Genomic DNA, 26,120 nt, shown 5'->3' with positions numbered 1-26,120 from the left:
CCCGTTAGGATTCCGTTGCGCTCAGCCGTGTGTCCAGCCGTTGCGGGTCGGGGTGATGGCCTGACCCAGATAGCGCGGGGACAGCCCCCTGCCCTCGGTCACGCGGCCGACACGAGTCAGGCGCAGATGGCGGCGCTCGGCCTCGCGGCGCAGGGCGTTCTCGGCGCCCGCCGGGACGGTCAGCAGGATCTCGTAGTCGTCGCCGCCACTGGCCAGAAGCTCCAACGCCGCCTGCGGGTCGACCCGGCTTTCGAACCAGGCTTGGGCCGCCGCCGACATGGGCAGCACCTCCAGATCAAGCTCAAGGCATACGCCGCTGGCCTCGGCGATGTGGGCGGCGTCGGCCAGAAGGCCGTCGGAGATGTCGGCGCTGGCCGTGGCCAGGCCCAGAACGACGGGCGCGAACTCCACGCGCGGCATGGGGGTGCGATAGGCGGCCTCCAGCGCGTCCATGCGCTCAGGCTCCAGCGTCAGGGTCGCCTGAGCGGCCTGAAGACCCAGCCAGCCGTCGCCGATGGTGCCGGTGACGAAGACTAAATCGCCTGGCCGCGCCCCCGCCCGACTGACGGCCGCGCCCGACGGCGCCCAGCCCATCATCGTCGCCGAGAAGCTGGCCGGTCCCGGCGTCTTCACCGTGTCGCCGCCCAGCAGGGAAATGTCAAAAATGGCCTGATCACGCCGCAGCCCGGCGACGAAGGCCTCTCGCTCGGGCCAGCCGCAGCGTTCGGACCAATGGCAGGCCAGCAGATAGCCGAACGGCTCGGCGCCCTTGGCGGCCAGGTCGGACAGGTTCACGCGCAGAAGCTTCTGCGCCACCGTGTCCAGCGGGTCGTCAGGCAGGAAGTGGACGCCTTCGACGATCGCGTCCTTGGTCAGGATCAGGTCGTGTCCCGGTCGCGAGGGCAGCGCGGCCACATCGTCGGCCAGCCCCCTCGCCCATTCCGGATGCGCCAGCGGCTTCAGCAGCCGCTGGATGGTCTCGAATTCGCCTGCGACGTCAATCGCGGGCATCGCGCGCCACGCCGTCCAGCGCCGCGTTCACGAACTTCGCCTCCGCATCGTCGAAGAAGGCCTTGGCCAGTTCGACGTATTCGTCGATCACGATTTCACGCGGCACGTCCGGCTTGTGCTTCAGCTCCCACGCGCCGCAGCGCAGCAGGGCCCGCAGGGTCGCGTCCAGACGCTCCAGCCGCCAGTTGGAGGCCAGGCGCGCCTTGATCGCCTCATCGATGGCGCGCTGATCCTCGACCACGCCGTGGACGATCTCGGAGAACCAGTCCTCGTCAGCCTCGGCCAGAGGGGCGCCGTCGATGTCGGCGTCGAAGCGGTGATTGCGGAACTCGCGCACGACGCTGTCGACGTCCTCGCCCGCCAGCTCCATCTGATACAGGGCCTGGACCGCGGCAAGGCGCGCGACCGTGCGGGCGCGGCGCTGGCGGCTGGTTAGCTGCGGCTCGGCGCGGGCTTTTTCAGCCTCGGCCAGTTGGGCCATGACTTCGGCGACGGTCGCCGGGGCGCTGGTCGGTTCGGTCACGAGGCCAGCCCCCCACGAAGGCGTTTGCGGATAGCGATCAGGTCCAGGCAGGCGCGGGCGGCGAAACCGCCCTTGTCGCCCTCGCTAAGGCGGGCGCGGGCCCAGGCCTGCTCCTCGTCCTCGGTCGTCAGGATGCCGTTGCCGATGGCCACGCCCTTCAGGCCCAGATTGCGGATGCCGGCGGCCGACTGATCCGAGACGATCTCGAAGTGATAGGTCTCGCCGCGGATCACGCAGCCCAGGGCGACATAGCCGTCGTAGCGCGGCGCGGTCGGATAGCGCCCGGCCTCCTCGGCCATGGCGATCACGGTCGGCACTTCCAGAGCGCCGGGCACGGTCACGACGTCATACTGGACGCCTTGCGCGCGCAGGGCGTCCTTCGCCCCTTCCAGAAGGGCGTCGGCCAGTTCGTCGTAGAAGCGCGCCTCGACGATGAGGACGCGAGTGGGGTCGTTCAAGATTGGTCTTCTCCGTCCATGTCGCGCCAGCCGACGATGCGCAGGCCATAGCCCTCAAGCGCCGTCGGATTGGGCCGCGTCGAACTCATCACGATCATATCCTTGACGCCGAGGTCGAGCAGAATCTGTGCCCCGACGCCATAGGCTTTCAGCGAGCGATCCGCCGCCGCGGGCTTGGCCACGCCGCCCAGCCGTTCGGCCAGGCCATGCAGGTCGGGATCGCGCAGGAAAACGACGACGCCCGGCCCGTCATGGGCCGCCAGCGCCTGCATCGCCTTCGGAATATAGTCCTGACGGGCCTCGACGTGGCCCAGCAGGTCGGCGGCGAAGTCGATCTGGTGCATCCGCACCACGGTCGGTTTCGTCGGGTCGATGTCGCCGCGCACCAGGGCGACGTGCTCTGCGCCCTCAATGGTGTTGCGGTACAGGATCAGCTTGAACTCGCCGCCGTGGACGCTCTGGAACGGCGTCTCCATCACGCGCTCGACGAAACGCTCGGTGCGTCGGCGATAGGCGATCAGGTCGGCGATGGTGCCGATCTTCAGCCCGTGCAACTGGGCGAAGGCGATCAGGTCGGGCATCCGCGCCATCGTCCCGTCGTCCTTGATGATCTCGCAGATCACCCCGGCCGGGATCAGGCCGGCCATGCGGCTGATGTCGACGGCGGCCTCGGTGTGGCCGGTGCGAACCAGCACGCCGCCGTCGCGCGCGACCAGCGGGAAGATGTGGCCCGGCGAGACGATGTCGTCGGCGGTGCGCGACGGATCAGCAGCCACCTGGACCGTGTGGGCGCGGTCAGCGGCCGAGATGCCGGTCGTGACGCCTTCCTTGGCCTCGATCGAGATGGTGAAGGCCGTGCCCATGCTCTCGCGGTTCTCGGCGGCCATCGGCGGCAGGCGCAATTGCTTGGCGCGCTCGGCCGTCATGGCCAGGCAGACCAGTCCGCGCGCATAGCGGATCATGAAATTGATCTGGTCCGGCGTGGCGAACTGGGCCGGAATAACGATGTCGCCCTCGTTCTCGCGGTCCTCGGCGTCCACCAGGATGTAAGGGCGGCCGTTGCGGGCGTCCTCGATAATGTCCTCGATCGAGCTGATCGGGCTGTCGGTATTGTGGACGGCCAGTTTCATCATGCGGTCTCCTGCCACCGCGCGAGGTAACGCGCCAGCATGTCGATCTCCAGATTGACCTTTTCGCCGACCTTCAGGCCGCCGAGGGTGGTCGCATCCCACGTGTGCGGGATAATATTCACGTCGAAGCGGCGCTCATGCACCCCATTCACCGTCAGGGAAACCCCATCGACCGTGATTGAGCCCTTTGGGGCGATGAATCTGTGCAGGGGCGCGGGCGCCTCGATCACGATGCGGTGCGAGCCGCCTTCGGGCGTGATGGAGATCACTTCGCCCAGACCATCGACATGGCCCGAGACGATATGGCCGCCCAGTTCATCGCCCAGCTTGGCCGCGCGCTCCAGATTGATGCGGCTGCCCTCGCTCCAGTCGCCCAGCTTGGTCTTGGACAGGGTCTCGCCCGAGACCTCGACAGCGAACCAGCCCTCCCCCTTCTCCGTGACGGTCAGGCAGCAGCCAGCGTGGCTGATGGAAGCGCCCAGGTCGATGCCCGCGGTGTCCCACACGGTCTCGACCTCATAGCGACGGTCGCGGTTGGTTTCACGGACGCTGCGGACGCGGCCGATATCAGTGACGATGCCGGTGAACATGAAAGCTCCGGTCCCTTCGGACCCAAAAAACAGAGTCTAATTAGTCTAATTCGTCTGAAATCGCGCCTGCCGGGACGTCAGACCCGGGCGTAGCGTTCCCACAGGTCGTCTCCGACAGGCTCGACGCCCAGACGACGGAACTTGGGGGCGTCGGCCAGCTTTGCAAGCGCCAGACCCGCGACGCAGGGCCGCCCCTCTCCGCCCAGCAGGATCGGGGCGCGGAACCACTCGATGGCGTCCACTGCGCCTGCCTGGATGAAGGAGGCGGCGACGCGGCCTCCGCCCTCGATCAGGACGGAGCCGATGTTGCGGGCGGACAGGGCGTCGAGGACGGCGGGGATGGCGGGGCGGCTGTCGATGGCGGCGACGGTGACGACTTCGGCGTGGCCGATGGCGTGGGGCGCGGCGGACGTGATGATCAGGGTGTTGCCGCTGGCGACCTTGGCCGTCGCGGTGGTCCGCAGACGACTGTCGAGGACGACACGAAGAGGATGCCCTCCTTCGTAGTCCTGGAGACGCACCGTCAGTTCGGGATCGTCGGCCAGCACCGTCTCGACGCCGACCAGAATGGCGTCATGCGTCGCGCGCAGGCGGTGGCCCTGAAGGCGCGCTTCCGGGCCGGTGATCCACTGGCTTTCGCCCGTGGCCGTGGCGATGCGGCCGTCCAGCGACGTGGCCAGCTTGAGGGTGACGCGCGGGCGCATCAGTCCTGGCCGGACTTGGTCTCGTCGAAACCCTCGTCGCCGAGGAATTTGGCGAAATCGCTGGTGTGGCGGAAGTCTTTGTAGACCGAGGCATAGCGGACGTAGGCCACCTCATCGACCGACTTCAGCGCCTTCATGATGAAGTCGCCGACGATGTGCGATGGGATTTCCGTCTCGCCCAGGCTTTCCAGCTGGCGCACGATGCGGCTGACCAGAAGCTCGACCTGATCCGGCTGGACCGGGCGCTTGCGCAGGGCGATGCCCAGCGAGCGTTCCAGCTTGTCGCGGTCGAAGGGGGTGCGGCGGCCGTTCCGTTTCAGGATAACCAGTTCGCGCAGCTGCACCCGCTCGAAGGTGGTGAAGCGCCCGTTGCACTGCGGACAGGACCGACGGCGACGGATGGCCGCGCCGTCGTCAGACGGGCGGCTGTCCTTCACCTGGGTGTCGGCGTTTCCGCAGAAGGGGCACTTCATCCGATGGACCTCTTAGCGATAGATGGGGAAGCGCGCGGTCAGTTCGCGCACCTGGGCAGCGACGCCCGCGACGACGGCCGGATCGGCTTCATCGCCGCCGTTCATCGACGACACGACGTCGGCGATCCAGTGGCCGATCTGCTTGAACTCTTCCTCGCCGAAGCCGCGCGTGGTGCCCGCCGGGGTGCCCAGACGGACGCCCGAAGTGACGGTGAAGGGCGCGGTGTCGAACGGCACGCCGTTCTTGTTGCAGGTCATCAGGGCCTTCTCGAGCTCATGCTCGGTGGCCTTGCCGGTCACGCCCTTGGGACGCAGGTCGACCAGCATCAGGTGGCTGTCGGTGCCCCCCGAGACGATGGCCAGGCCGCGCTCGGTCAGAACGGCGGCCAGGGCCTGGGCGTTCTTCACGACCTGCTGGGCGTAGAGCTTGAACTCGGGCTTCAGCGCCTCGCCGAAGGCCACGGCCTTGGCGGCGATGACGTGCTCCAGCGGGCCGCCCTGCAGGCCGGGGAAGACGGCCGAGTTGATCTTCTTGCCCAGGTCCAGGTCGTTGGACAGGATCATGCCGCCGCGCGGGCCGCGCAGGGTCTTGTGCGTCGTGGTGGTGACCACGTGAGCGTGCGGCAGCGGGTCCGGATAGGCGCCGCCGGCGATCAGGCCCGCATAGTGGGCCATGTCGACCATCAGATAGGCGCCGACGCTGTCGGCGATCTCGCGGAAGCGTTTGAAGTCGATGTGACGGCTGTAGGCCGAGGCGCCGGCCAAGATCAGCTTGGGCTTCTCCTTCTGGGCCATTTCGGCGACGTGATCATAATCAATGAGATGGTCGTCTTCGTTCACCTTATAGGTGACCGGACGGAACCACTTGCCCGACTGGTTGGCGGGCGAGCCGTGGGTCAGGTGGCCGCCGCAGGCCAGGTCCATGCCCAGGAAGGTGTCGCCCGGCTGCAGCAGGGAGAAGAAGACGGCCTGGTTGGCCTGGGCGCCCGAGTGAGGCTGGACGTTGGCGAAGGCGGCGCCGAACAGCTCCTTGGCGCGCTCGCGGGCCAGGTCCTCGGTGATGTCGACGAACTCGCAGCCGCCGTAATAGCGACGGCCCGGATAGCCCTCGGCGTATTTGTTGGTCAGCACCGAGCCCTGGGCGTCCAGCACCGCCTGGGAGACGATGTTTTCGGAAGCGATCAGCTCGATCTGCTCCTTCTGGCGGCCAAGCTCGCCCTGGATGCCCTTGAAGATCGCCGGATCAGCGTCGGCGAGGCTCTTGGAGAAATAGGAATCGTGCGTGAAGGCGGTCACTGGAAGCATCCCGGAGGCTGAAGGCTGAAACGGCGCTCCCTTCTAGGCCGCGCCGCCGAACACCACAACATCTAGGGGGTCAGCGCTGTGACAACGCTCGTTTCAGTTTGGCGATCGCCACCCGTTCGACCGCGCGCGGCTCAGCGACGGGTCCCATGGCCGAGACCTCGACGCCTGTCGCCGCATGCACGGCGGAGCATTTCACATAGGGGCCGTTGCGGACGAACTCGACGATGACCTCGCCGAGTTCAGCGTCGGTCGTCATGCCGCGGCCGGACGACGCGCCACGTTGCAGTGGGACCAAAGCTTGTCCATCGCATCGACCAGCTTGTCGATCATCGCATCGTCATGATCCGGCGAGGGGGTGAAGCGCAGGCGCTCGGTCCCCTTGGGCACGGTCGGATAGTTGATGGGCTGGACGTAGATGCCGAAGTCTTCCAGCAGCATGTCCGAGATCAGCTTGCAGTGCACCGGATTGCCGACATGGACCGGCACGATGTGGCTGACGCTGGGCAGGACAGGAATGCCCGCCTCGGTCAGGCGGCGCTTCAGGGTGGCGGCGCGTTCCTGATGGGCCTCGCGCAGTTCGGGGTGCGCCTTCAGGTGGCGGACCGAGGCCAGCGCCCCGGCGGTCAGGGCGGGCGGCAGGCTGGTGGTGAAGATGAAGCCCGAGGCCCAGCTGCGCACCGCGTCCACGATCACGGCGTCGGCGGCGATGTAGCCGCCCATGACGCCGATGGCCTTGCCTAGGGTGCATTCGACGATGTCGATGCCGTCCAGCACGCCGTCACGCTCGGCCACGCCCGCGCCGGTCGCGCCGTACAGGCCTACAGCGTGGACTTCGTCCAGATAGGTCAGGGCGCCGTATTTCTTGGCCAGGGCGATGGTGCCCGCCAGGTCGGCGATGTCGCCGTCCATCGAATAGACGCTCTCGAAGGCGATCAGCTTGGGCGCGTTGACGGGCGCCGCGGCCAGCAGTTCTTCGAGGTGCTCAAGGTCGTTGTGGCGGAAGATGTGACGTTCGCCGCCGCCGTTGCGGATGCCCGCAATCATGGAGGCGTGGTTCAGGGCGTCCGAGAAGATAATCAGGCCCGGCAGGATCTTCTGCAGGGTCGACAGCGTCGCCTCATTGGCCACGTAGCCCGAGGTGAACAGCAGGGCGGCTTCCTTCTGGTGCCAACTGGCCAGCTCGGCTTCCAGGTCGACCGCCGAGCGCGTGGTGCCCGAGATGTTGCGGGTGCCCCCTGCCCCGGCTCCGCTGAGATCGATCGCCGTCTTCATCGCCTCGACCACGGCCGGATGCTGGCCCATGCCGAGGTAGTCGTTCGAGCACCAGACCACCACGTCCTGCTGCGTGCCGTCGGCGCGCCGCCGACGAGCCAGAGGAAATTGCCCGCGCACGCGTTTCAGATCGGCGAAGACACGGTAACGGCCTTCGCTGCGGACCTGATCCACAGAGTTCTGAAAGGCGGACTTATAGTCGAACAAGGCGGCGCTTCTCTCGCTTATGCAGCTTTGCGAGCCTAATTGCGCGCGCCGCCCTGTCTTGTCCATGTCAGGCGTAGGACAAAACGTCTCAACCCCTTAATTGATAACGGTTCTCAGCTCAGGAACGCCCGTAATTTCCTCCCCATGCCAATGGGGAGGTGGATCGGACGCGGAGCGGTCGAGACGGAGGGGCTGTTTGGTTCCGCTGTCCCAAGAGGCCCCTCCACCACTTCGTGGTCCCCCTCCCCACTGTGTGGGGAGGAAAGCCATGGGCTTAGCTCAGCGTGTCGATCCGGCCGCGCAGCATCTGGACCATGGCGGAGAAGTCCTTGCCGCCGTAGCCGAGACCGTTGAACAGGGCGTAGAGGGCCTCGGCCTGGGCGCCCAGCGGGGTTGAGGCGCCCGACTTGGCGGCGGCGTCCTGCGCCAGCTTGAGGTCTTTCAGCATCATGGCGGTGGCGAAGCCGCCTTCATAGTCGCGGTTCGACGGCGCGGTCGGCACCGGGCCGGCCCAGGGGTAGTAGCTGGTCACGCTCCAGCACTGCCCCGACGACTTGGAGGCGATCTCGAAGAAGCGCTCGGGTTCGAGCCCCAGCTTCTCGGCCAGGGCGATGGCTTCGCACGTGCCGATCATCGAAATGCCCAGCAGCATGTTGTTGCAGATCTTGGCCGCCTGACCTGCGCCGTGGTCGCCGGCGCGGATGGTGATGCGGCTCATCGGCTCTAGCGCCGGTTCGACACGGGCGAAGTCGGCCTCGTCGCAGCCGACCATGAAGGCCAGGGTCCCGGCGTCAGCGGCGGCGGTGCCGCCCGAGACGGGGGCGTCGGCGAAGGCGTAGCCCGCATCCTTGGCCAGGCCGGCGACCTTGCGCGCCGTCTCCACGTCGATGGTCGAGCAGTCCAGAAGCAGCGCGCTGGAGGGTGCGGCGCCGATGATCTGTTCGGAATAGACGCTGAGGACATGCGGCCCGGCGGGCAGCATGGTGATGACGACCTCGGCGTCCTTCACGGCCTCGGCGACCGAACTGACGGTGCGGCAGCCCGCCTCGGCGGCGCGTTCCAGCGCGGCGGGCGAAAGGTCGAAGGCGGCGACGTCATGCCCGGCCTTGGCCTGATTGGCGGCCATGCCGCCGCCCATGTTGCCCAGGCCGATGAAGGCGATGCGAGTCATCTGTGCGTTTCCCTTATGGATTTTAGCCGAGGGTTAGCGCCGCCCGACTCGCTTCGCCAGTCACCAATTTGATACGAGACGCCTCAGTTCGGCTTGCGGAAGCGATAGACGAACTGGTCGGTCTTGCCCCGGATCGCCTCGTCGAAGACGTTCAGGCTGTGGTCGTCGGCGGAGTTGGCGACGGCCGTGCTTTCGCCGTCAAAGACGAAACCGGCGGCTTCGACCTCCTTGCGAAGCTGGGCGCCCTCGATGCGGTGCAGGGTCTCAACCACGGTATTGGCGGCGCCAGGCGCGGCCTGGTGATCGATGACGACATAGAGGCCGCCGGGCTTCAGCGCCTTGAAGATGTCGGCGTTCATTTTCGCCACGTCCACGCCGAACCGGGGGATGTGGAAGTCGTGATACTCCTGGCTCATGAAGACCAGGTCCAGCGGCTGATCGAAGGCCATGGCGTCCAGATCGCCGTTGACGCGGCTGACGTTCGGATAGGCCTCGGCCAGGGCATCGGCGCGCGGGTTCTCGCGCTCGGCAGTGCGGTTGGGCACGAAGGCGTAGACGTGGCCGTCCTCGCCTATGACGCGCGCAAACAGGCGGGTGAAATAGCCTGCGCCAGGGCGGATATCGGCAATGCGCTGGCCCGGTTTCACCTGGGCGAAGGCGAGCATCTCGGCGGGATGACGCAGAGGGTCGCGGGCGACCTCGTCAGCCGGGCGCAGAGCGTCTGCCACGGCGGCCTGATAGGCGGGCGCGGAAGCATCCTGGGCGAGCGCCGGAGCGCCGCTCAGAAGGACGGCGGCGACGGCGGCGGCGAGCAGATGCGGCTTCATGGCGAACTCCTTGATCTCTTGCTGCCCCGGTCGGGGCCCTGTCGGCATAAGGCGCGCGGACAAGGCGGCTGGCAAGCCGCCGGCCCATCAATAGCCGCGCTTAACCCGCGGACATCGAGGCCGCGGTCTGCTTCTCTCGCAGGGTGACCAGTTCCTCAGCCATCGTCGGGTGGACGGCGCAGGTGGCGTCCCACTGAGCCTTGGTCAGGCCCGCCTTAACGGCGATGGCGGCCAGCTGGATCATCTCGGGGCTGTCGGGACCGACGATGTGGCAGCCGACGACGCGCTGGGTTTCAGCCTCGACCACCAGCTTCATCAGGACGCGCTCGTCCGAGCCGGTGAAGGCGTACTTCATCGGGCGGAAGCGGGTGACATAGACGTCCACCTCGCCCGGACAGGCGTGGCGGGCCTCGGCTTCGGTCAGGCCGACCACGCCAACGGGCGGCTGGCTGAAGACGGCGGTGGCGACGGCCTCATAGTCGAACCGCTGAGGGTTGTTCTTGAACACCGTCTCATGGAAGGCCACGCCCTCACGAATGGCGACGGGGGTCAGGTTCATCCGGTCGGTGACGTCGCCGACGGCCCAGATGTTGTCAGCTGTGGTCTTTGAATATTCGTCAACCTTGATCGCGCCGTCCGCGCTCAGCTCGACCCCGGCGGTTTCCAGTCCCAGGCCCTCGACGTAAGGCACGCGGCCGGTCGCGAACATGACCACGTCGGTCTCGATCTTCATGCCGTTTTCGAGATGGTTGATCAGGCCCGTCTCGGTCTTCTCGATCGACTCGTGCTGACAGCCGAGGATGACCTTGATGCCGCGCTTTTCGATCTCGCCGGCCAGATGGGCGCGCACGTCGTCGTCGAAACCGCGCAGGATGTTGGGGCCGCGATAGATCAGGGTCGTCTCGACCCCCAGTCCGGCGAAGATGCCCGCGAACTCCACCGCGATATAGCCGCCGCCGACGACCAGGACCCGCTTGGGCAGTTCGGGCAGATGGAAGGCTTCTTCGGAGGTGATGGCGTGCTCGATGCCCGGAAGGCTGTCCGGCTTCCACGGGCGGCCGCCGGTGGCGATCAGGATTTTCTCGGCGGTGATCGTCTGCTTGTCGCCGCCGTCCTTGCCGATGACCTCGACGGTGTGGGCGTCCTTCAGCACGGCGCGGCCGTGCAGCAGGTCGACGCCCGCCTTGCCCAGATTGGCGGCGTAGATGCCGGACAGGCGGGCGATCTCGACGTCCTTGGCCTGCAGGAAGGTCGGCCAGTCGAACTTGGCGTTATCGAAGGACCAGCCATAGCCCTCGGCGATTTCCAGCGCGTGGCTGACCTCGGCGGCCATGACCATGAACTTCTTGGGCACGCAGCCGCGAATGACGCAGGTGCCGCCGACCCGATACTCTTCCGCGATGGCGACCTTCTTGCCGCCCAGCGCCGTCAGCCGCGCCGCCCGAACCCCGCCCGAACCGGCGCCGATGACGAAGAGGTCGTAGTCGTATTGGGTCATCGGGGGCTCCGGCTGGATCGGACCCGAAAATAGAGTCCAATTCGTCTGAATCGTCTGAAATCGGCGCGGGCTAACCGCAGCGCTGCACGGACTTAGGCGCCCGGATGCGAGGGGGCAAGCCGCGAGACGGGCGGGGCAAAAAGATCCCGCAGCATCGGTCAGACCCCGTCGACCAAGGCTTCGCTTGATAAGACGCCGTTCCGCGATAGTGTGCGAGACTAATAGGGGTCGTGAGTTCGGTGATGATCGCAGCTATTCTCGCTCTTGCACTCAGCGCTAGCGCGCCGTCCAGCCAGCCCCCGCAACCGGCGCAGGCCAGCCCCCAGGATCAGGCGGTTCGTCTGGAGGATATTCAGGTCTCGGGGCGCCGTCTTGATGATCTGATCCAGAGCTTCGTCGGCGAAGTCGCGGCCCCTAATCGCGGGCGCGGCATTGCCAGGTGGGACCGCAGCGTCTGTGTGGGCGCCGTCAATCTGCGCCGCGAAGCCGCGCAATATCTGGTGGACCGCGTTTCAACCGTCGCGGAAGACCTTGGCCTGAATCCGGGCGATCCCGGCTGCGCGCCCAATCTGCTGATCGTCGCGACCGCCGACGGCGACGCCTTTGCGCATGAACTGGTTGAACGCCGCCGCAGAGCCCTGCGCATGGGCGGCTCCGGCATGGACCGCGGCGCTGCTGCGCTGAGAGATTTCCAGGAGACCAGCCGCCCCGTCCGCTGGTGGCAGGTCAGCATGCCGGTCGATTCCGAAACCGGACAACGCGCGGTCCGCATTCCCGGAGAATGCGAAAACGCATGCTCTAAACCGACAGATTTCGCCCCGGCGATCTCAGTGTCCTCGGCGTCGCGCCTGACGACCCAGATCGTCGACAACATTTTCCGCGCCATCATCATCGTGGATGTCAGCAAGATCGGTGCGGTCAACTCGCAGCAACTGGCTGATTACATCGCCATGGTGTCCCTGGCGCAAATCGATCCGACGGCGGACACCAGGGGCTATGCTTCGATCCTGAACGTCTTCAATGATCCCGGCAGCGCCTCGAACCTGACTGAGTGGGACAAGGCGTATCTCGACGGGCTTTACGACGCGCAGCGCACGCGAAAAAATCTTCGGGCGGGAACTTCAGAAATCCGCACGTCGATCCGTCGCGCGCACGCCCGCCTTGCCGACGAGGCCGCGCCGACTACGGATTGATCGTTCCGAACCCATCGTCCGTGCCGATGATGGCCAGGTCGGTCAGGTCGAGGAACAGGCCATGTTCGACGACGCCGGTCAGGCTCTTCAGGTCGGAGGCGAGGCGGGCCGGGTCGGCGATCAGCTTGCAGGCGGCATCGTAGATCAGGTTGCCGCCGTCTGTGCGGATCAGGCCGCGCTCGGCCTCGCGCACGCGAGCGGGAGAGCCGATGTCGTGGTCGGCCAAGACGTCGGCGATGCGGTTGGCGGTTGTCTTGTGTCCGAAGGCGACGACCTCGATCGGCAGGGGGAAGGTTCCCAGCGCCGGAACCACCTTGGCCGCGTCGGCGATGCAGATGCAGCGGGCGGAGGCCTCCCACACCAGCTTCTCGCGCAGCAGGGCCGCGCCGCCGCCCTTGATGAGGGCCAGGCCGGGACCGATCTCGTCGGCGCCGTCGACGGTCAGGTCGATCTTGGGCGTGTCTTCCAGCGTCGACAGGGTCAGGCCGAGTTCGCGCGCCAGATCTGCCGTGCGCTCGGACGTCGGGACGCAGCGCAGGTCCGGCAGGTTGCGGGCCGCCAGCGCCTTGACGAACCAGGCGGCGGTCGAGCCGGTGCCCAGGCCGACGACCATCCCGGCCTCGACGTATTGAGCGGCGGCTTCGCCGGCGTTTTTCTTCTGCAGGTCGCTCATTGGGATTTCGCCGCCTTCTTCGCGCGCATGGTTTCCATGAAGCGGGCGGCCCAGCCCGGCTTCGTCGTCTGTTCGGCGCGGCCGAGCGCCAGATCGCCGGGCGCGACGTCCCTGGTCACCACGGAGCCGGAGCCGACCATGGTGCCCGCGCCGATGGTCACGGGGGCGACCAACGAACTGTTCGAGCCGACGAAGGCCCCCTCGCCCACCGTCGTGCGGTGCTTGAAGAAGCCGTCATAGTTACAGAAGATCGTCCCCGCGCCGATGTTCGCCTTGGCCCCCACGTGGCCGTCGCCGAGATAGGCCAGGTGGTTGGCCTTGGCGCCGGCGTCCATGCGGACGTTCTTGACCTCGACGAAGTTGCCGATCTTGACGCCCTCGCCCAGGTCCGCGCCGGGACGCAGGCGGGCGTAGGGACCGACCTCGGCGCCGGTGGCGATCCTGGCGCCTTCGACATGGCTGAAGCTGCGGATGCGCGCGCCCTCGGCCACCTTGGCGCCGGGGCCGAAGACGACGAAGGGCTCGATGGTCGTGCCGGCGCCGACTTGCGTGTCCCAGGCGAAGTGGACGGTGTCGGGGGCCGACATTGTGACGCCCGCCGCCAGGAAATGCTCACGTTGCGCCTTCTGGAACAGGGCCTCGGCCTGAGCCAGTTCGGACTGCGCGTTGACGCCCATGACGGAGTCTTCGGCGGCGAAGACGGCGCGGGTCGGCGCGCCGCGCTTGCGGGCCAGTTCGACCACGTCGGTCAGATAGTATTCGCTTTTGGCGTTGTCGTTCGTGACCTCAGCCAGCAGGTCGAACAGCAGGCCGACCGGCGCGGCCATGACGCCCGAGTTGCAGGCGGTGACGGCCAGAACTTCGGCCGAGGCTTCCTTGGCCTCGGTGATGGCGAGCAAGTCGTCGTCGTCGAGGATCAGGCGGCCGTAGGCGCCGGGATCGCGGGCCTCGAAGCCGATGACGGTGACGCCTTCATGGACGCCTTCGGGAGCCTCTGCGAAGACCGGCTCGATGTCGGCGGCCTTCAGCAAAGGCACGTCGCCATAGGTGACGACCACATGGCCGACGAAGTCACCCAGCACCGCCTCGGCGGCGCGCACGGCGTGGCCGGTGCCCAGCGGCGGATCCTGAACGGCGATGCTATCGGCCCCGAGGCGCTTTTCAACGTGGGCGCGGACTTCCGGCGAATGGGAGCCGACGACGACCACGATGCGTTCGCAGCCCAGGGCCTCGGCGGCGTCGATGGCGTGGTCCAGCATGGCCCGCGCGCCGACCGGGTGCAGCACCTTGGGCAGCGGCGACTTCATGCGCGTGCCCTGGCCGGCGGCGAGAATGATGGCTGCGCGAGGGTGAGGAGCGGTCATGAATCGATCCGGCGGCTTGTCGTTGCCTGCGATCTAGCCCATTGCCGGGGTCTTCGCGAGCCGGGAGACAGATGAGTGAGCATTGAGCGCGACCTGGAAGGCTGGACCATCGCCTTCGACCTGGACGGGACCCTGGTGGACTCGGCGCCCGATCTGATCGGCACGCTGAACCGGATGCTGGCGCAATACGAACTGCCGCCGGTCCCGATGTCCTCGGCCCGGCATCTGGTCGGTCACGGCGCCATGGCCCTGCTGCGACACGGCTTCATGGAGGCCGGCGCCGCTTGGGACGAGGCCCACGCGCCCGGCCTGTTCGAGCGCTTCATCGAGGACTACCTGACCCATATCGCAGACGAGAGCCGCCCGTTCGACGGCTGCGTCGCGGCGCTGGACCGCTTGAGCGCGCGCGGCGCGACTCTGTGCGTGGCCACCAACAAGCGAACGGACCTGTCGGTCGCGCTGATAGAGGCGCTGGAGATGACGCGCCATTTCGCGTTCATCGCCGGACCCGACGTGGTCTCTGCCCGCAAGCCCAGCGGCGCCCATATCCACGAAGCGGTGCGCAAGGCAGGCGGCGATACCGCCCGCTGCATCATGGTGGGCGACAGCACGACGGACACCAAGGCCGCCAAGGACGCGGGCGTCCCCTGCATCGCCGTCAGGTTCGGCTACAACGATGTGCCGCATCATGAACTGGGCGGCGATGTAATGATCGACCACTACGACGGGTTCGAGGAGGCCCTGGCGGCGGTGATGGGCGGGTAACCGCCCTTCTCCTACAAGGCGAGAAGGAAAACTAAAGGTTGGCTTAGAACTTCTCTTCCCCAACCGCCCCTGCGGCTGTTGCGGACTTCGCGCCTGCGAAACACATAGAACGACCGCTCCTCCCCAAAGGTCGTCATGTTTCGTCGCTTCTTCGCTATCCCCCTGTGGCAGCGCACCGCCGCCGGTTTCGCCCTCGGCATCATCGCCGGCCTGATCCTGCGCGAGCAGGCGACGGTCTGGCTCAAGCCTATCGGGGACGTCTATCTGAACCTGATCCGCATGGTGGTGGCGCCGCTGGTGCTGTTCACCATCGCCAGCTCCATCGCCAAGCTGGGCGAAGGCGCGGGCGCGGTGCGGCTGGGGGTGCGGACCCTCGTATGGTTCGCCGTCACGTCATTGCTGGCCGTGCTGGTGGGCTTCGCCTTCGGCCACATCATCAATCCGGGCGTGGGCCTGTCCGACCTGCCGCTGGGCGAGGTGAAGGCGCGAGAGATTCCGACCCCGCTGCAGGTGTTGCTGGGCATTGTGCCGACCAACCCCTTCGCCTCGCTGGCCGAGGGCAAGGTGCTGCAGATCATCTTCTTCTCGGCCCTGCTGGGCGCCGCCCTGGTGGCGTTGGGCGACCGGGCGCAAACTGCGCGCAGGCTGGTGGATGAAGGCGCGGCCCTGATCTTCCGCATCACCCGCTGGGTGATCCAACTGACCCCGTTCGGGGTGTTCGGCCTGATCGGCTCGGTGGTCGGCGGCTATGGGTGGGAGGCGCTGCTGCCCTTGGGCAAGTTCATCTTCGCCATCTATGCGGCCTGCCTGTTCCACATCCTGGTGGTCTATTCGGGCCTGCTGAAACTGCACGGGCTGAAGGTGCTGAGCTTCTTCCGCGGCGCGGGCGCGGCCATGCAGACGGCCTTCGCCACCTCCTCGTCGCTGGGCACTCTGCCGGTCACCCTGCGCCAGACGGTCGAGCGCCTGGGCGTGCCCCAGCCCTATGCCGCCTTCGCCGTGCCGCTGGGCGCCAATGTGAAGATGGACGGGTGCGGCGCCATCTATCCGGCCATCGCCTCTATCTTCATCGCCCAGTACTTCGGCATCGAGCTGACCCTGACCCAATACGTCCTGATCGGCCTGACGGCTGTGCTGGGCTCGCTGGGCACGGCGGGCGTGCCGGGGACCAGCATCGTCATGCTGACCCTGACGCTGTCGACAGCGGGCCTGCCGCTTGAAGGCGTCGGCTACATCATCGCCATCGACCGCATCATCGACATGATGCGCACCGCCACCAACGTCACCGGCCAGATGGTCGTGCCGGTTCTGGTCGCCAAGGAGGAAGGCATCCTGAATCAGGACATCTACAACGGCCACGTCGCCTGGCTGCCGGGCGACCCGGAGGACGAAACCCCCGAAGGCGCGCGAGCGGCGGGAATCTGAGCGAGGCGAGGTTGGACGGAGGGCGCCAGCCTCGCTAGCCTGTGATCGCCACAGCGTTCACACAACTCTAGCAGATTGGTCCCAATGAAGAATTCCGGCGTCGTGCTCGTATCCAGCAACTGCATGACGGCCGGGATTGCGCTTGTTCTCAAGGCGCTTCTTCCCAGCCACGAGATCGAGACCGCCCATATGCGAGCGTTTCTCGACATGTCGCCTGACGAGGTTACACGCCGGCTCGCCAACGTCGATGTCTGGGTGACGGGCGTAACCGACCCGAGCATCATCGAACTTGGCGCTCATAGTCACACGATCCGAATCCCTAAGATCATCTTCGACGCCTATCACCCCGACATCGCGTATGCGCGCGACGCCGCCGGCACGCTCATCAAGGGCGTGGAGAAATCTGACTATCACTCCGCCCTCGTGCTCTGGTGCCATCAGAACGGCGTCAGCGCGCAGCAGTGCGCTCAGCTATTCGCACCAGAGACCTTCGTCCGGATCGGCTACGTTGGTCGCTGGGCGCAGGCTGCGTCGGGTCTCAAGGCGCTGTTCGACGCCGGCGACCTGGCCTTCGACGACTTTTTTCCCGCAATGATGGAGCACTCGCCCTTCATGCACTCCTTTAATCATCCGACGGCTGCGGCTGTGGTTCGCCTGGCCAAGTTGATCGCCTGCAAGATCACCGGCGACAGGACTATCCTGTCCCTGCCGATCGAAAGGAGCATTCCGGACGCGCTGGCGCTGGACACCATCTGGCCGATCTATCCCGGGATTGCTGATCATTACGGACTACGCGGCTCCTTCCTGTGGAAGATCGGCGCCGCCCGGTTCTACCGCTCGTCCGCGGAGTTCGTCGCCGCCAGCTACGCCGTCTATGGCGACGCAGATAGCGCCCAATGGGATGTCCCGAGATTGGACCGCATGTTGTTCGATCAAGTCTTGCCCGAACGAGCCGGTCTGTAATGACCAATCCTTATCGCAGCCAACCGGACCACTGCTTCTGGTCCCGCGCCGTCGTCGCGGCCCCGCCGGGACAACTCGATCCCATGGTCGGGAGTCCATTCCGCATCACGCCGGACATGAAGGTCGCGACTTTGGGCAGTTGCTTCGCCCAGAACATTGCGCGTCACCTGCAGCGATCCGGCCTCAACTATTTCGTCCCCGAAACGGCGCCAGACGGCCTGTCGAGTGACGAAGCCGCCGCCAGGAACTATGGCGTGTTTTCGGCTCGATACGGCAACGTCTATACGGTCCGGCAGGCGCTCCAGTTGTTTGATCGCGCCTTCGGCGCCTTGCAACCGAAAGAGGACGTCTGGGCGCGCGGCGAGGTTTTCGTGGATCCTTTCAGGCCCTTGATCGAGCCAGAGGGCTTCGCTTCGCCTCAGCATGTGCGCGATGCGGCGACGACACACCTCGCTTATGTTCGGCGGGTGTTCAGCGAGGCTGACGTCCTAGTCTTCACGCTCGGACTGACTGAGGGTTGGCGAAGCCGTGAGGACGGCGTCGTCTTCGCCACGGCGCCCGGCGTTGCAGGCGGCGTTTTCGATCCCGAGCGGCATGAAAGGGTGAACTTCACTGCCAGAGAGGTCAGCGACGATCTTCAAGCCTTTTGCGACCGCATCGCCGGGATCAACCGCGACGCCAGGATACTACTGACCGTCTCGCCCGTGCCCCTCATCGCCACTCACCGCGCCGAACAGCACATCCTGAGCGCCACCACCTACTCCAAGGCCGTGTTGCGGGTGGCGGCCGAGGAGATCGCCCAGGCCAACCCGCACGTCAGCTACTTTCCATCCTTCGAGATCATCACGTCCGCCCACAGTCGCGGCTCCTACTTCGAGGCCGATCTGCGATCCGTGCGAGAGGTTGGAATAGCCCACGTCATGCGCGTGTTTTCGCGGCATTTTCTGATCAACGAGGATGCGCCTGCCGGCTCCGTGCCGCCGCCCTGCGCGACCGTGCCGACTGAAGCCGATGTCGTTTGCGATGAAGAGGTTATCGAGCGCGCGCTGCGAGCGAGCGGTTTCTCTTCCTGATCGCCCATTTGGGCTTGCGTGGCCCGGAATGCCGGGCTATGTCCCCGCCTCCCGACGGCGCAGTCACTGACCGCCCCGTTCCAGGCGGACGCGTAGCTCAGCGGGAGAGCACCTCGTTCACACCGAGGGGGTCACAGGTTCAATCCCTGTCGCGTCCACCATTCTTTCCCGAGCGGCTTGCAGAATGCCCCGCCACCCGATGAAGGGCGACGGGGCGCAGCATATGCGTTTACTTGAATTTTTCGGGATAGTTCGGCAGCTCGGCGCAGGCGCCGTAGCCAAACATCCACATGATGGCGCAGCCGAGTTCATAGCCGGCCTCGCCGCGCTGAGAATAGCGTGAACTGGCATCGGCCGCGCTCGCGAAGGACGCGAGCAACAGCGCCGCGCTGGCGCCAGCAATCAGCTTCTTCTTCATAGTAAACTCCCTCCAAAAGCTCACGCATGTGAGCTCGAAAAACCTACTGATCGAACGCTGCTTGTGGTCGTGGCGTATCGTCGCAAGCCCCGCGTTTTTTTCGCGTCATTGGAGAGCGATGCCGCGCCCGCTGGTCTAAGTCAGACTGGGCGTCACGCCATTGTGTCGGGTGCGGGGCATTGGCCACCTATGCGTACAACCGAGCTTGGCTGCGCCGCAGGATGCAACACAGCGATGGTTTCGCGCGCCGAGAAAACTTCGGCTGTCGCGGCGCTGCGGTGTTGGCTTAGGATCTGGCGAGCTTCCTGTACGGCCCCCAGCGGCGTGTCTGCGTCCAGCGCTTCGAGATGACTGGCCAGCGTGCGACTTTGGATCAGGCAAAAATAGGTCACGACGAACTCCTCGACCTTTCAGGCGGGAGTGTGCGGCGTGCGCTACCGATCTCTTCCAGTCGCAGGCGCCCCGGATGGCCTCGGCCCACGATACGCAGACGTTACACCCTAGGTTACGGTCAAGCCAAACGGATGGCTCGGATGAAGGAGGGCTCCGGATAGCCCTTGAGGGGTTTGCAGGTTCGCACCCAGGCCAGCTTGACGCTACTGGACGCCCGACTTTACACTTTCGCTCGTTTCAGTCGCGGGCCGTGCACCCTTTCCGCGCGCGTTGCGTTAGGGACGCTACAGGAGGGGGGCGTATTGAAGACTCTGGCCGAAACGATTGACCTAGTCGCGGCTTTCGATGCTTCGCCCAACCCCTATATGCTGCTGGACCGCGACCTGCGCTTTGCAGGGATGAATCAAGCCTATCTGGATGTAACCCAGCGCACGCGCGAGGAGTTGATCGGCGTCCATGTCATGGATGTGTTCGGGGCCGCGGAGGACGGTCCGGACGAGGGCGCCAGCCAGCGGCTCGAAGGATCCTTCAGGAGGGTGCTGGAGACGGGCGAATCCGATCATCTCGCCCTGCTTCACTATCCGATCCGCACGATCGGCGATCATGGCGAGGCCGTGTTCGACGACCGCTATTGGAGCTGCACTCACACGCCGATTAAAAATGAGAAGGGCGAAGTCACCCATATCCTGCAGCATACCAGCGATGTCAGCGAACTCGTCAGGGCCCGGCCGACGCAGGATGGTCCGCGCAGCGCCCTAGATGAAATGCTCGGCGGCGGGGTGTTTCGACGGGCGATGGAGGTCGAGGCCGACAACCAACGGCTGGAAACCGAGCGGCGTCAGCTATCGGACGTACTGCTGAACGCACCGGGCTTCGTGGCGGTGCTGAGCGGTCCCGATCACGTCATCCAATTTTGCAACGAGGCCTGCTATCGGCTGGTCAACCACAGAGACATCCTGGGCAGTTCGGTCCAAGACGCCCTGCCGGAACTGGGGAAGCAGGGACATCTCGACTTCCTGAACGACGTCTATGAGACCGGCGAGCCGGTCATGGGCCGGCAGCGGGCTTTCACGCTTCAACATTCGCCCGACGGGCCGGCGGATGTTCGCTACATCGACTTCGCCTACCAGCCCATTCGCGACGAGAACGCGCAAGTGATCGGCGTCTTCGTCCAGGGTCACGACGTCACGGACGTGGTGTTGGCGGCCGAGCGGCAGAAGCTGATGATCGACGAGCTCAATCACCGGGTGAAGAACACGCTGGCGACTGTGCAATCCATCGCCATGCAGACGGCGCGGACGCACGAGGATCCCCGCTCGTTCGCCGAAGCCTTCGAGGCGCGGCTGATGGCGCTGTCGCATACCCACGACCTGCTGACGAAGAGCCATTGGGAAGGCGCCGACCTGCGCTCGGTGCTGGAACACGAAACCAAGGCTCACGGCATCGGGAGGCTGACCCTGAACGGGCCGCTGATCGGCCTTTCGCCAGCCCGAGCCTTGTCGCTGGGCATGGTTTTCCACGAACTGGCCACCAACGCAGCGAAGTATGGGGCCCTGGCCCATGGCGATGGTCGCGTCACGGTCGATTGGTGCGTGGTGAATCACCAGTCGCCTCAGCTCAAGATCGTCTGGACCGAAGTCGCCGGCGCGCCGGTGCGAGAACCTGAGCGCCGCGGATTTGGCACGCGCCTGATCGAACGAAACGTTCGCCACGACCTGCGCGGCACGGTCGAAATGAGCTACACGGGCCACGGCCTGCGAGCCGAGTTCACCCTGCCGCTGGAGACAGAAGCCTGATGACCGATATCTTCTCTGGACGACGCGTGCTGATCGTCGAGGACGAGTCCCTGGTGGCGATGCTGCTCGAAACCATCCTGGTCGATCTGGGATGCGACGTGGTGGGGCCGGAATCGAACATCGAGGACGGCCTGAACGCGGCTTCGGGAACGTCCCGCCTGGACGCAGCCTTGCTGGACGTCAATGTAGCCGGCCAAGAGATCTTCCCCGTCGCCGAGGCGCTGAAGGCCAGAGGCGTGCCGTTTGTCTTCTCGACGGGCTATGGCGAAGCCGGGCTGCCGGAGCACTGGCGGGGCAACCCCACCGTTCAGAAACCCTTCACCGAAGGCGCCATCCGCGATGCGTTGATGACCGCCTTAAACATGCAGAGGGCTTAACGAGCCTAAGCCGGGTTCTTCGCGGACCAGGCAGAGAGGCGGGCCAGCGCATCGGCCTCTATGTCGGCGTAAAAGGGATTGTAGGGCGGAATTTTCCGCTGCTCGGCCCAGGCGCCGATCGGGCGGAACGATTCAGAGCTCAGCCTAGAACGCCATAGAATGCCGTCCTTGCATTCAGCGGCCACGATGCGGCGTTGCAGGGCCGGACGGACGCCCCACTCCAGATTGGTCGCATTGGTGGCGCCGCGGCTCTCGCGCATCTCAGACCGCGGCGCGTCCACGGAGCCGGTGACGGGATTGACGCAGGCCGAGGTGACGCCGTCGAAGGTCACGAGGGCGCCCCGGTCATCCCAGGTCAGGGCGCGTCGCAGCGCGCGCCGCGCCTCGCTCTCGTTGTTCTCCTCAAGCGAGCGCCAGGTCACCACGCAGCCGGCCTGCTCGCGACTGCTGCACAGGGGAATAGTGGTGAAGCGCGACGTCGGAGCGAGATGCTCCATCAGATAGGCGGCGGCCAGCCGCGGCCGCAGGGCGGGATCGGGCGCGATCCGTTCATGCAGCAGCCGGTCGGCCAGTTCGGCCCCCTGCTCTACCCCGGCCAGGATGATGGGGCCGTCGGGATGGCGTTTCAGCCAGGCGTCAAAGGCGGCGGAGATGTCCTGATAGGCGAAGGCGCGGGCCTCGCGGGCGTCTTCGCGCAGCGTCAGGCGGGTGTAGAGGCTGGCCTGGCGATACAGGGGCGCGCTGACGTCTCCGGCCAGGGCCAGAGGCCCGGCGTAGTTGGGCAGGACCGCGCCGCGCAGCCCGGCCAGGGCGCGGGCGTCGTCAATGGCCCCGTTCCACTCCTTGCCGCCGTTATAGGTGGTGGAATGGACGAAGAAGACGTGGGCGGGCCCGGCCGCCGGCGTGCGGGCGTCCAGCAGGGCCCAGGCGTCCGCTTGCGCGTAATCGGGCTTGGCAGGCGGCTGATAGGTCTGGAATGGCACCTGGGGATCGAGGCCGGATCGCAGGATATCGCCGCGCCAGACGGCGACCGCCGCCGTCAGAATGAAGACGAGCGCAAAGCCCGCGTAGCCGACCCACTGGCGCGCAGTCAGCCGAGGCAGCATCAGCGGTACGGGTCCGACTGGGCCAGGAAGTCCTGGACGTAGCGGCGGACGCCTTCCTCCAGCGGGGTCGACTGGCCGCCGTAGCCGAGGGCGCGGATGCGATCCATGCTGGCCTCGGTGAAGTACTGATAGCGGTCGCGGATCGCCTCGGGCATGTCCACATAGGCGATGGACGGCTCCTTGCCCGCCGCCGCGAAGGTCGCGCGCGCCAGATCGGCGAAGGAGCGCGCCTGACCCGATCCGGCATTGAACACGCCCGAGACAGCCTCGTTCTCCAGCAGCCACAAGATGATGTTCACCACGTCGTCGACGAAGACGAAGTCGCGTAGCTGACCGCCGTCGGGATAGTTGGGGTTGTGCGAGCGGAACAGGCTGACCGTCTCGCCCGCCTGCACCTTGGGCCAAATCTGGGCCACGACCGACTTCATCCCGCCCTTGTGGCCCTCGTTCGGACCATAGACGTTGAAGAACTTCAGGCCAGCCCACTGGGGCGGCGCTTCGCCACGATCGGCCTGGCGCACGGCGTACTGGTCGAACAGGTATTTCGAATAGCCATAGGCGTTTAGCGGACGAAGCGCATTCAGGCTCTCAGGATCATCGCGATCCTCAAAACCCGTCTCGCCGTCGCCGTAGGTGGCCGCCGAGGAGGCGTAGATCATCCGCACGTTACGCACCGCGCACCAGTCCCAGATGTCGCGCGACAGGCTGAAGTTGGTACGCAGGATCAGGTCGGCGTCCGGCTCCGTAGTCGAGGAGATGGCGCCCATGTGGATCACCGCCGCGATGCGGTCGGCGTGACGCTCAAGCTGCTCGAACAACTCTTCAGGCGCCCACAGGTCGGCGATGGGGTGTTTGGCGATGTTCTTCCACTTGGCGAGGTCGGCCGTCTCCAGCCGGTCGCAGACGACCACGTCCCAGGCCCCGCTGTCGCACAGGCGGGCGACGATGTTGGAGCCGATGAAGCCCGCGCCGCCCGTGACGACGATCATTCTCGGGGTCACGCTTGCTCTCCAGTCATCTTCTCGATGGTCTTGGTCGTGGAATAGCCGTCGGCGAAATCGGCCAGTCGGACCTCGCCGCCCCAGCTCTCGACCTCGGCGGCGCCGACGACCTTGTCCTTGGTGTAGTCCGAGCCCTTGATCAGCACGTCCGGCTTCAGCCGTTCGATCAGAGCGATGGGGGTCGGGTCGTCAAAGGCCGTCACACGATCCACGCTGGCCAGACCGCCGATGACGGCGGCGCGGCTGTCCAGATCGTTGACCGGGCGCCCCTCGCCCTTCAGGCGGCGCACCGAGGCGTCGGTATTCAGCGCCACCACCAGCCGGTCGCACCAGCCGCGCGCCTGGGCCAGATAGGCGACGTGGCCGCGGTGCAGGATGTCGAAACAGCCGTTGGTGAAGCCGACCTTCAGGCCCTGACGCTTCCACGCCTCGACCTGATCGGCCAGTTCGTCCAGCGGGGTGACCTTGGACTGGGCAAGCGCCGCGTGCTGGCTCATCTCGGCCTCGATCAGTTCGGCCGGGGTCACGACGGCGGTGCCGCTCTTGCCCACAACGACGCCCGACGCGAGGATGGCGAACTGCACCGCCTGCTCCAGCGTCGCGCCCGCGCCCAGCGCCAGACCCAGCGCCGCCAGACAGGTGTCGCCCGCGCCCGATACGTCGAATACTTCACGCGCCCGGCCGGGGAAGTGTGTGACGCCGCCGTCTCTACGCGCCAGCGACATGCCCTTGCCTGCGCGGGTGACGATGACGGCCTTGGCCGTGGTGGCGTCCAGCAGGGCGGCCAGCGCCGCCTCGACCTGTTCGTCCGTCTCGGTCGGCAGGCCGGTCGCGCCCGCCAGTTCGCTGGCGTTCGGCTTGATGACATCGACCGCGCCGTAGCGCGCGAAGTCGCGGCCCTTGGGGTCGACGATGACCGGCGCACCGTATTCTGCCCCGGCCCACAGCGCCGCCTGAATGGCGCCGTCGTCCACCACGCCCTTGGCGTAGTCGGACAGCAGGATAGCGTCTGCGCCCCGGAACACCGCCTTTTCGGCATAGCCGGAATGAGGCGCGGCCTCGTCGTCCAGACGCAGCAGTTGCTGGCCGGCGGCGACGAAGCGCGTCTTGACGATGGTGGCGGCGCCTTCAGGACGGATCAGGGCGTCCTCGATCCGCGCCTCGGCGGCGATCAGATCGGTCAGTTCGGCGCCCGCTGCGTCATGGCCGGCGACCGCGCCCAGACGGGCCTGACCGCCCAGGGCCGCGACGTTGCGCGCGACATTGCCCACGCCGCCGGGCATGGCCACGGTGCGGCGTGCGCGCAGGACCGGGATCGGCGCCTCGGGCGAGATGCGGCTGACCTCGCCATAGACATAGCGATCCAGCATCAGATCGCCGACGCAGGCGACCTTCAGGTCGCGCACGCGCTCCAGCAGGGACTGCAGGGCGCCGAGATCAAGAGAACGTTCAGGCATGACGCCGAACTAGCGGATTCACGCCGTCTTCGCCATCGGCCCCTTGTGACCGAGCTTGATGGCCAGGTCGTCGAAGGCGATCAGTTCGGCGGCCAGGGCCTCGAACTGGCTCAGCGGCACCATGTTGGGGCCGTCCGACGGGGCGTTGTCAGGGTCTTCGTGCGTCTCCATGAAGACCGCGTCGACGCCGACCGAGACGGCGGCGCGGGCCAGCACCGGCACGAACTCGCGCTGGCCGCCCGAGGAGGTGCCCTGCCCGCCCGGCTGCTGGACGCTGTGGGTCGCGTCGAAGACGACGGGGCAGCCGATCTCGCGCAGGATCGGCAGAGCGCGCATATCGCTGACCAGGGTGTTGTAGCCGAAGCTGGCGCCGCGCTCGCAGGCCATGACGTTCGGGTTGCCCGCGCCCGTGACCTTGGCGATGACGTTCTTCATGTCCCAAGGCGCGAGGAACTGGCCCTTCTTGATGTTGATCGCCTTGCCCGTGGCGGCGGCGGCCAGCAGCAGGTCGGTCTGGCGCGACAGGAAGGCCGGGATCTGCAGCACGTCCACGACCTCGCCCACCGGGCCGCACTGGGCCTCGGAGTGGACGTCGGTCAGCGTGGGCAGGCCGGTGACTTCACGGATCTCGGCGAAGATCGGCATAGCGTCCTTCAGGCCGATGCCGCGCGCGGCGCTGGCGCTGGTGCGGTTCGCCTTGTCGAAGCTGGTCTTGTAGATGATGCCGAGGTTCAGGCGCTCGCCGATTTCCTTCAGCGAATGGGCGGTTTCCAGCGCGTGCTGGCGGCTCTGCATCTGGCACGGGCCGGCGATGAAGACGATACGGGCGCCGCCGCCGATCACGACGGGATTCTTGAGGCCTTCGGACAGGGTGATGACGGCGTTGGGAGAGGTCACGGCGGCGCTTTCGACTGGTTTCAACGGCGGTTCGCGGGCCTATGCCGCGA

27 protein-coding genes and 1 tRNA gene are annotated in these 26,120 nt (G+C 66.4%); 8 read left to right on the top strand and 20 right to left on the bottom strand.

Annotated elements, in window-relative coordinates; all coding sequences use genetic code 11:
- Nucleotides 1–21 precede the first annotated feature (21 nt).
- The 13 genes from thiL to gor all read right to left on the bottom strand — a co-directional run bounded on the left by thiL (nucleotide 22) and on the right by gor (nucleotide 11,169).
- Nucleotides 22–1,011 (bottom strand): thiamine-phosphate kinase, encoded by a 990-nt coding sequence (gene thiL / locus H9656_RS03295; protein WP_191742830.1) that lies wholly within the window; start codon nucleotides 1,009–1,011, stop codon nucleotides 22–24.
- Entirely contained in the window at nucleotides 998–1,534 is a 537-nt protein-coding gene (gene nusB / locus H9656_RS03290; protein ID WP_404821536.1) for a transcription antitermination factor NusB, read from the bottom strand. The genes thiL and nusB overlap by 14 nt, the downstream gene beginning before the upstream one ends.
- Nucleotides 1,531–1,992, bottom strand: coding sequence for a 6,7-dimethyl-8-ribityllumazine synthase (gene ribH / locus H9656_RS03285; RefSeq protein WP_191742829.1), 462 nt, complete (start codon nucleotides 1,990–1,992; stop codon nucleotides 1,531–1,533). The genes nusB and ribH overlap by 4 nt, the downstream gene beginning before the upstream one ends.
- The gene (gene ribB / locus H9656_RS03280; RefSeq protein ID WP_191742828.1) at nucleotides 1,989–3,125 is read right to left on the bottom strand and encodes a 3,4-dihydroxy-2-butanone-4-phosphate synthase; all 1,137 of its coding nucleotides are present in this window, start codon (nucleotides 3,123–3,125) and stop codon (nucleotides 1,989–1,991) included. The genes ribH and ribB overlap by 4 nt, the downstream gene beginning before the upstream one ends.
- Complete coding sequence (locus tag H9656_RS03275; protein ID WP_003169440.1) at nucleotides 3,122–3,712, bottom strand: riboflavin synthase; 591 nt, start codon at nucleotides 3,710–3,712, stop codon at nucleotides 3,122–3,124. The genes ribB and H9656_RS03275 overlap by 4 nt, the downstream gene beginning before the upstream one ends.
- Before the next feature lie 77 nt (nucleotides 3,713–3,789).
- Entirely contained in the window at nucleotides 3,790–4,416 is a 627-nt protein-coding gene (gene ribD, locus H9656_RS03270; protein ID WP_191742827.1) for a bifunctional diaminohydroxyphosphoribosylaminopyrimidine deaminase/5-amino-6-(5-phosphoribosylamino)uracil reductase RibD, read from the bottom strand.
- Nucleotides 4,416–4,889 carry a transcriptional regulator NrdR gene (gene nrdR / locus H9656_RS03265; RefSeq protein ID WP_003164743.1) on the bottom strand — a complete coding sequence of 158 codons (474 nt, stop codon included), beginning with the start codon at nucleotides 4,887–4,889 and terminating at the stop codon, nucleotides 4,416–4,418. Before nrdR ends, ribD begins: the two co-directional genes overlap by 1 nt.
- Nucleotides 4,890–4,901: 12 nt before the next feature.
- Nucleotides 4,902–6,185, bottom strand: coding sequence for a serine hydroxymethyltransferase (gene glyA, locus H9656_RS03260; RefSeq protein ID WP_404821535.1), 1,284 nt, complete (start codon nucleotides 6,183–6,185; stop codon nucleotides 4,902–4,904).
- A gap of 79 nt (nucleotides 6,186–6,264) precedes the next feature.
- Nucleotides 6,265–6,450: a DUF6898 family protein gene (locus tag H9656_RS03255; RefSeq protein ID WP_191742825.1), complete on the bottom strand. Its 186-nt coding sequence runs from the start codon at nucleotides 6,448–6,450 to the stop codon at nucleotides 6,265–6,267.
- Nucleotides 6,447–7,673: a 5-aminolevulinate synthase gene (gene hemA / locus H9656_RS03250; RefSeq protein WP_225212205.1), complete on the bottom strand. Its 1,227-nt coding sequence runs from the start codon at nucleotides 7,671–7,673 to the stop codon at nucleotides 6,447–6,449. Before hemA ends, H9656_RS03255 begins: the two co-directional genes overlap by 4 nt.
- Nucleotides 7,674–7,947: 274 nt before the next feature.
- Complete coding sequence (gene mmsB / locus H9656_RS03245) at nucleotides 7,948–8,844, bottom strand: 3-hydroxyisobutyrate dehydrogenase (protein ID WP_191742823.1); 897 nt, start codon at nucleotides 8,842–8,844, stop codon at nucleotides 7,948–7,950.
- 83 nt (nucleotides 8,845–8,927) lie between these two features.
- Nucleotides 8,928–9,671, bottom strand: coding sequence for a class I SAM-dependent methyltransferase (locus H9656_RS03240; RefSeq protein WP_225212204.1), 744 nt, complete (start codon nucleotides 9,669–9,671; stop codon nucleotides 8,928–8,930).
- A gap of 100 nt (nucleotides 9,672–9,771) precedes the next feature.
- Nucleotides 9,772–11,169, bottom strand: a complete 1,398-nt coding sequence (gor, locus tag H9656_RS03235; RefSeq protein WP_191742821.1) for a glutathione-disulfide reductase — start codon at nucleotides 11,167–11,169, stop codon at nucleotides 9,772–9,774.
- Nucleotides 11,170–11,411: 242 nt separating this feature from the next.
- Here gor and H9656_RS03230 point away from each other — a divergent pair, with 242 nt between their 5' ends.
- On the top strand, nucleotides 11,412–12,362 hold the full coding sequence (locus H9656_RS03230; protein WP_191742820.1) for a hypothetical protein: 951 nt from the start codon (nucleotides 11,412–11,414) through the stop codon (nucleotides 12,360–12,362).
- On the opposite strand, the gene rpiA is transcribed toward H9656_RS03230, so the two are convergent.
- A complete protein-coding gene (gene rpiA / locus H9656_RS03225; RefSeq protein WP_191742819.1) occupies nucleotides 12,352–13,035 on the bottom strand; it encodes a ribose-5-phosphate isomerase RpiA in 684 nt (227 codons plus the stop codon). The genes H9656_RS03230 and rpiA overlap by 11 nt on opposite strands.
- On the bottom strand, nucleotides 13,032–14,399 hold the full coding sequence (gene glmU, locus H9656_RS03220; RefSeq protein ID WP_191742818.1) for a bifunctional UDP-N-acetylglucosamine diphosphorylase/glucosamine-1-phosphate N-acetyltransferase GlmU: 1,368 nt from the start codon (nucleotides 14,397–14,399) through the stop codon (nucleotides 13,032–13,034). The genes rpiA and glmU overlap by 4 nt, the downstream gene beginning before the upstream one ends.
- Before the next feature lie 75 nt (nucleotides 14,400–14,474).
- Between glmU and H9656_RS03215 the strand changes: the two genes are divergently transcribed.
- The 5 genes from H9656_RS03215 to H9656_RS03195 all read left to right on the top strand — a co-directional run bounded on the left by H9656_RS03215 (nucleotide 14,475) and on the right by H9656_RS03195 (nucleotide 18,786).
- Entirely contained in the window at nucleotides 14,475–15,164 is a 690-nt protein-coding gene (locus tag H9656_RS03215; protein ID WP_191742817.1) for an HAD-IA family hydrolase, read from the top strand.
- Nucleotides 15,165–15,299: 135 nt separating this feature from the next.
- Nucleotides 15,300–16,589 (top strand): dicarboxylate/amino acid:cation symporter, encoded by a 1,290-nt coding sequence (locus tag H9656_RS03210; protein WP_191742816.1) that lies wholly within the window; start codon nucleotides 15,300–15,302, stop codon nucleotides 16,587–16,589.
- Nucleotides 16,590–16,673: 84 nt separating this feature from the next.
- Entirely contained in the window at nucleotides 16,674–17,552 is an 879-nt protein-coding gene (locus H9656_RS03205) for a WcbI family polysaccharide biosynthesis putative acetyltransferase (RefSeq protein ID WP_191742815.1), read from the top strand.
- A gap of 116 nt (nucleotides 17,553–17,668) precedes the next feature.
- Complete coding sequence (locus H9656_RS03200) at nucleotides 17,669–18,625, top strand: GSCFA domain-containing protein (RefSeq protein ID WP_225212203.1); 957 nt, start codon at nucleotides 17,669–17,671, stop codon at nucleotides 18,623–18,625.
- An 86-nt stretch (nucleotides 18,626–18,711) separates the two neighbouring features.
- Nucleotides 18,712–18,786, top strand: a tRNA-Val gene (locus H9656_RS03195).
- A 68-nt stretch (nucleotides 18,787–18,854) separates the two neighbouring features.
- Here H9656_RS03195 and H9656_RS03190 read toward each other — a convergent pair.
- Entirely contained in the window at nucleotides 18,855–19,043 is a 189-nt protein-coding gene (locus H9656_RS03190) for a hypothetical protein (protein ID WP_191742814.1), read from the bottom strand.
- A 695-nt stretch (nucleotides 19,044–19,738) separates the two neighbouring features.
- Between H9656_RS03190 and H9656_RS03185 the strand changes: the two genes are divergently transcribed.
- Together H9656_RS03185 and H9656_RS03180 are read left to right on the top strand one after the other, a co-directional pair.
- Nucleotides 19,739–21,232, top strand: coding sequence for a sensor histidine kinase (locus tag H9656_RS03185; RefSeq protein WP_225212330.1), 1,494 nt, complete (start codon nucleotides 19,739–19,741; stop codon nucleotides 21,230–21,232).
- Entirely contained in the window at nucleotides 21,232–21,609 is a 378-nt protein-coding gene (locus H9656_RS03180; RefSeq protein WP_191742812.1) for a response regulator, read from the top strand. The genes H9656_RS03185 and H9656_RS03180 overlap by 1 nt, the downstream gene beginning before the upstream one ends.
- A gap of 5 nt (nucleotides 21,610–21,614) precedes the next feature.
- Here H9656_RS03180 and H9656_RS03175 read toward each other — a convergent pair whose 3' ends face one another.
- The 4 genes from H9656_RS03175 to kdsA are packed head-to-tail and all read right to left on the bottom strand — an operon-like array spanning nucleotide 21,615 to nucleotide 26,094.
- Nucleotides 21,615–22,715, bottom strand: coding sequence for a DUF3089 domain-containing protein (locus H9656_RS03175; RefSeq protein WP_191742811.1), 1,101 nt, complete (start codon nucleotides 22,713–22,715; stop codon nucleotides 21,615–21,617).
- On the bottom strand, nucleotides 22,715–23,704 hold the full coding sequence (rfaD, locus tag H9656_RS03170) for an ADP-glyceromanno-heptose 6-epimerase (RefSeq protein WP_191743728.1): 990 nt from the start codon (nucleotides 23,702–23,704) through the stop codon (nucleotides 22,715–22,717). Before rfaD ends, H9656_RS03175 begins: the two co-directional genes overlap by 1 nt.
- Before the next feature lie 8 nt (nucleotides 23,705–23,712).
- Nucleotides 23,713–25,173 carry a D-glycero-beta-D-manno-heptose 1-phosphate adenylyltransferase gene (rfaE2, locus tag H9656_RS03165; RefSeq protein ID WP_191742810.1) on the bottom strand — a complete coding sequence of 487 codons (1,461 nt, stop codon included), beginning with the start codon at nucleotides 25,171–25,173 and terminating at the stop codon, nucleotides 23,713–23,715.
- Between the two features lie 18 nt (nucleotides 25,174–25,191).
- Entirely contained in the window at nucleotides 25,192–26,094 is a 903-nt protein-coding gene (gene kdsA, locus H9656_RS03160; protein WP_225212202.1) for a 3-deoxy-8-phosphooctulonate synthase, read from the bottom strand.
- Between the last annotated feature and the right edge of the window lie 26 nt (nucleotides 26,095–26,120).

It is taken from the genome of Brevundimonas guildfordensis (assembly GCF_014836405.1).
In the GTDB taxonomy this organism is placed as follows: domain Bacteria; phylum Pseudomonadota; class Alphaproteobacteria; order Caulobacterales; family Caulobacteraceae; genus Brevundimonas; species Brevundimonas guildfordensis.
Note: the sequence above shows the minus strand (reverse complement) of the source record. Positions and strands in the feature narration are given on the sequence as shown.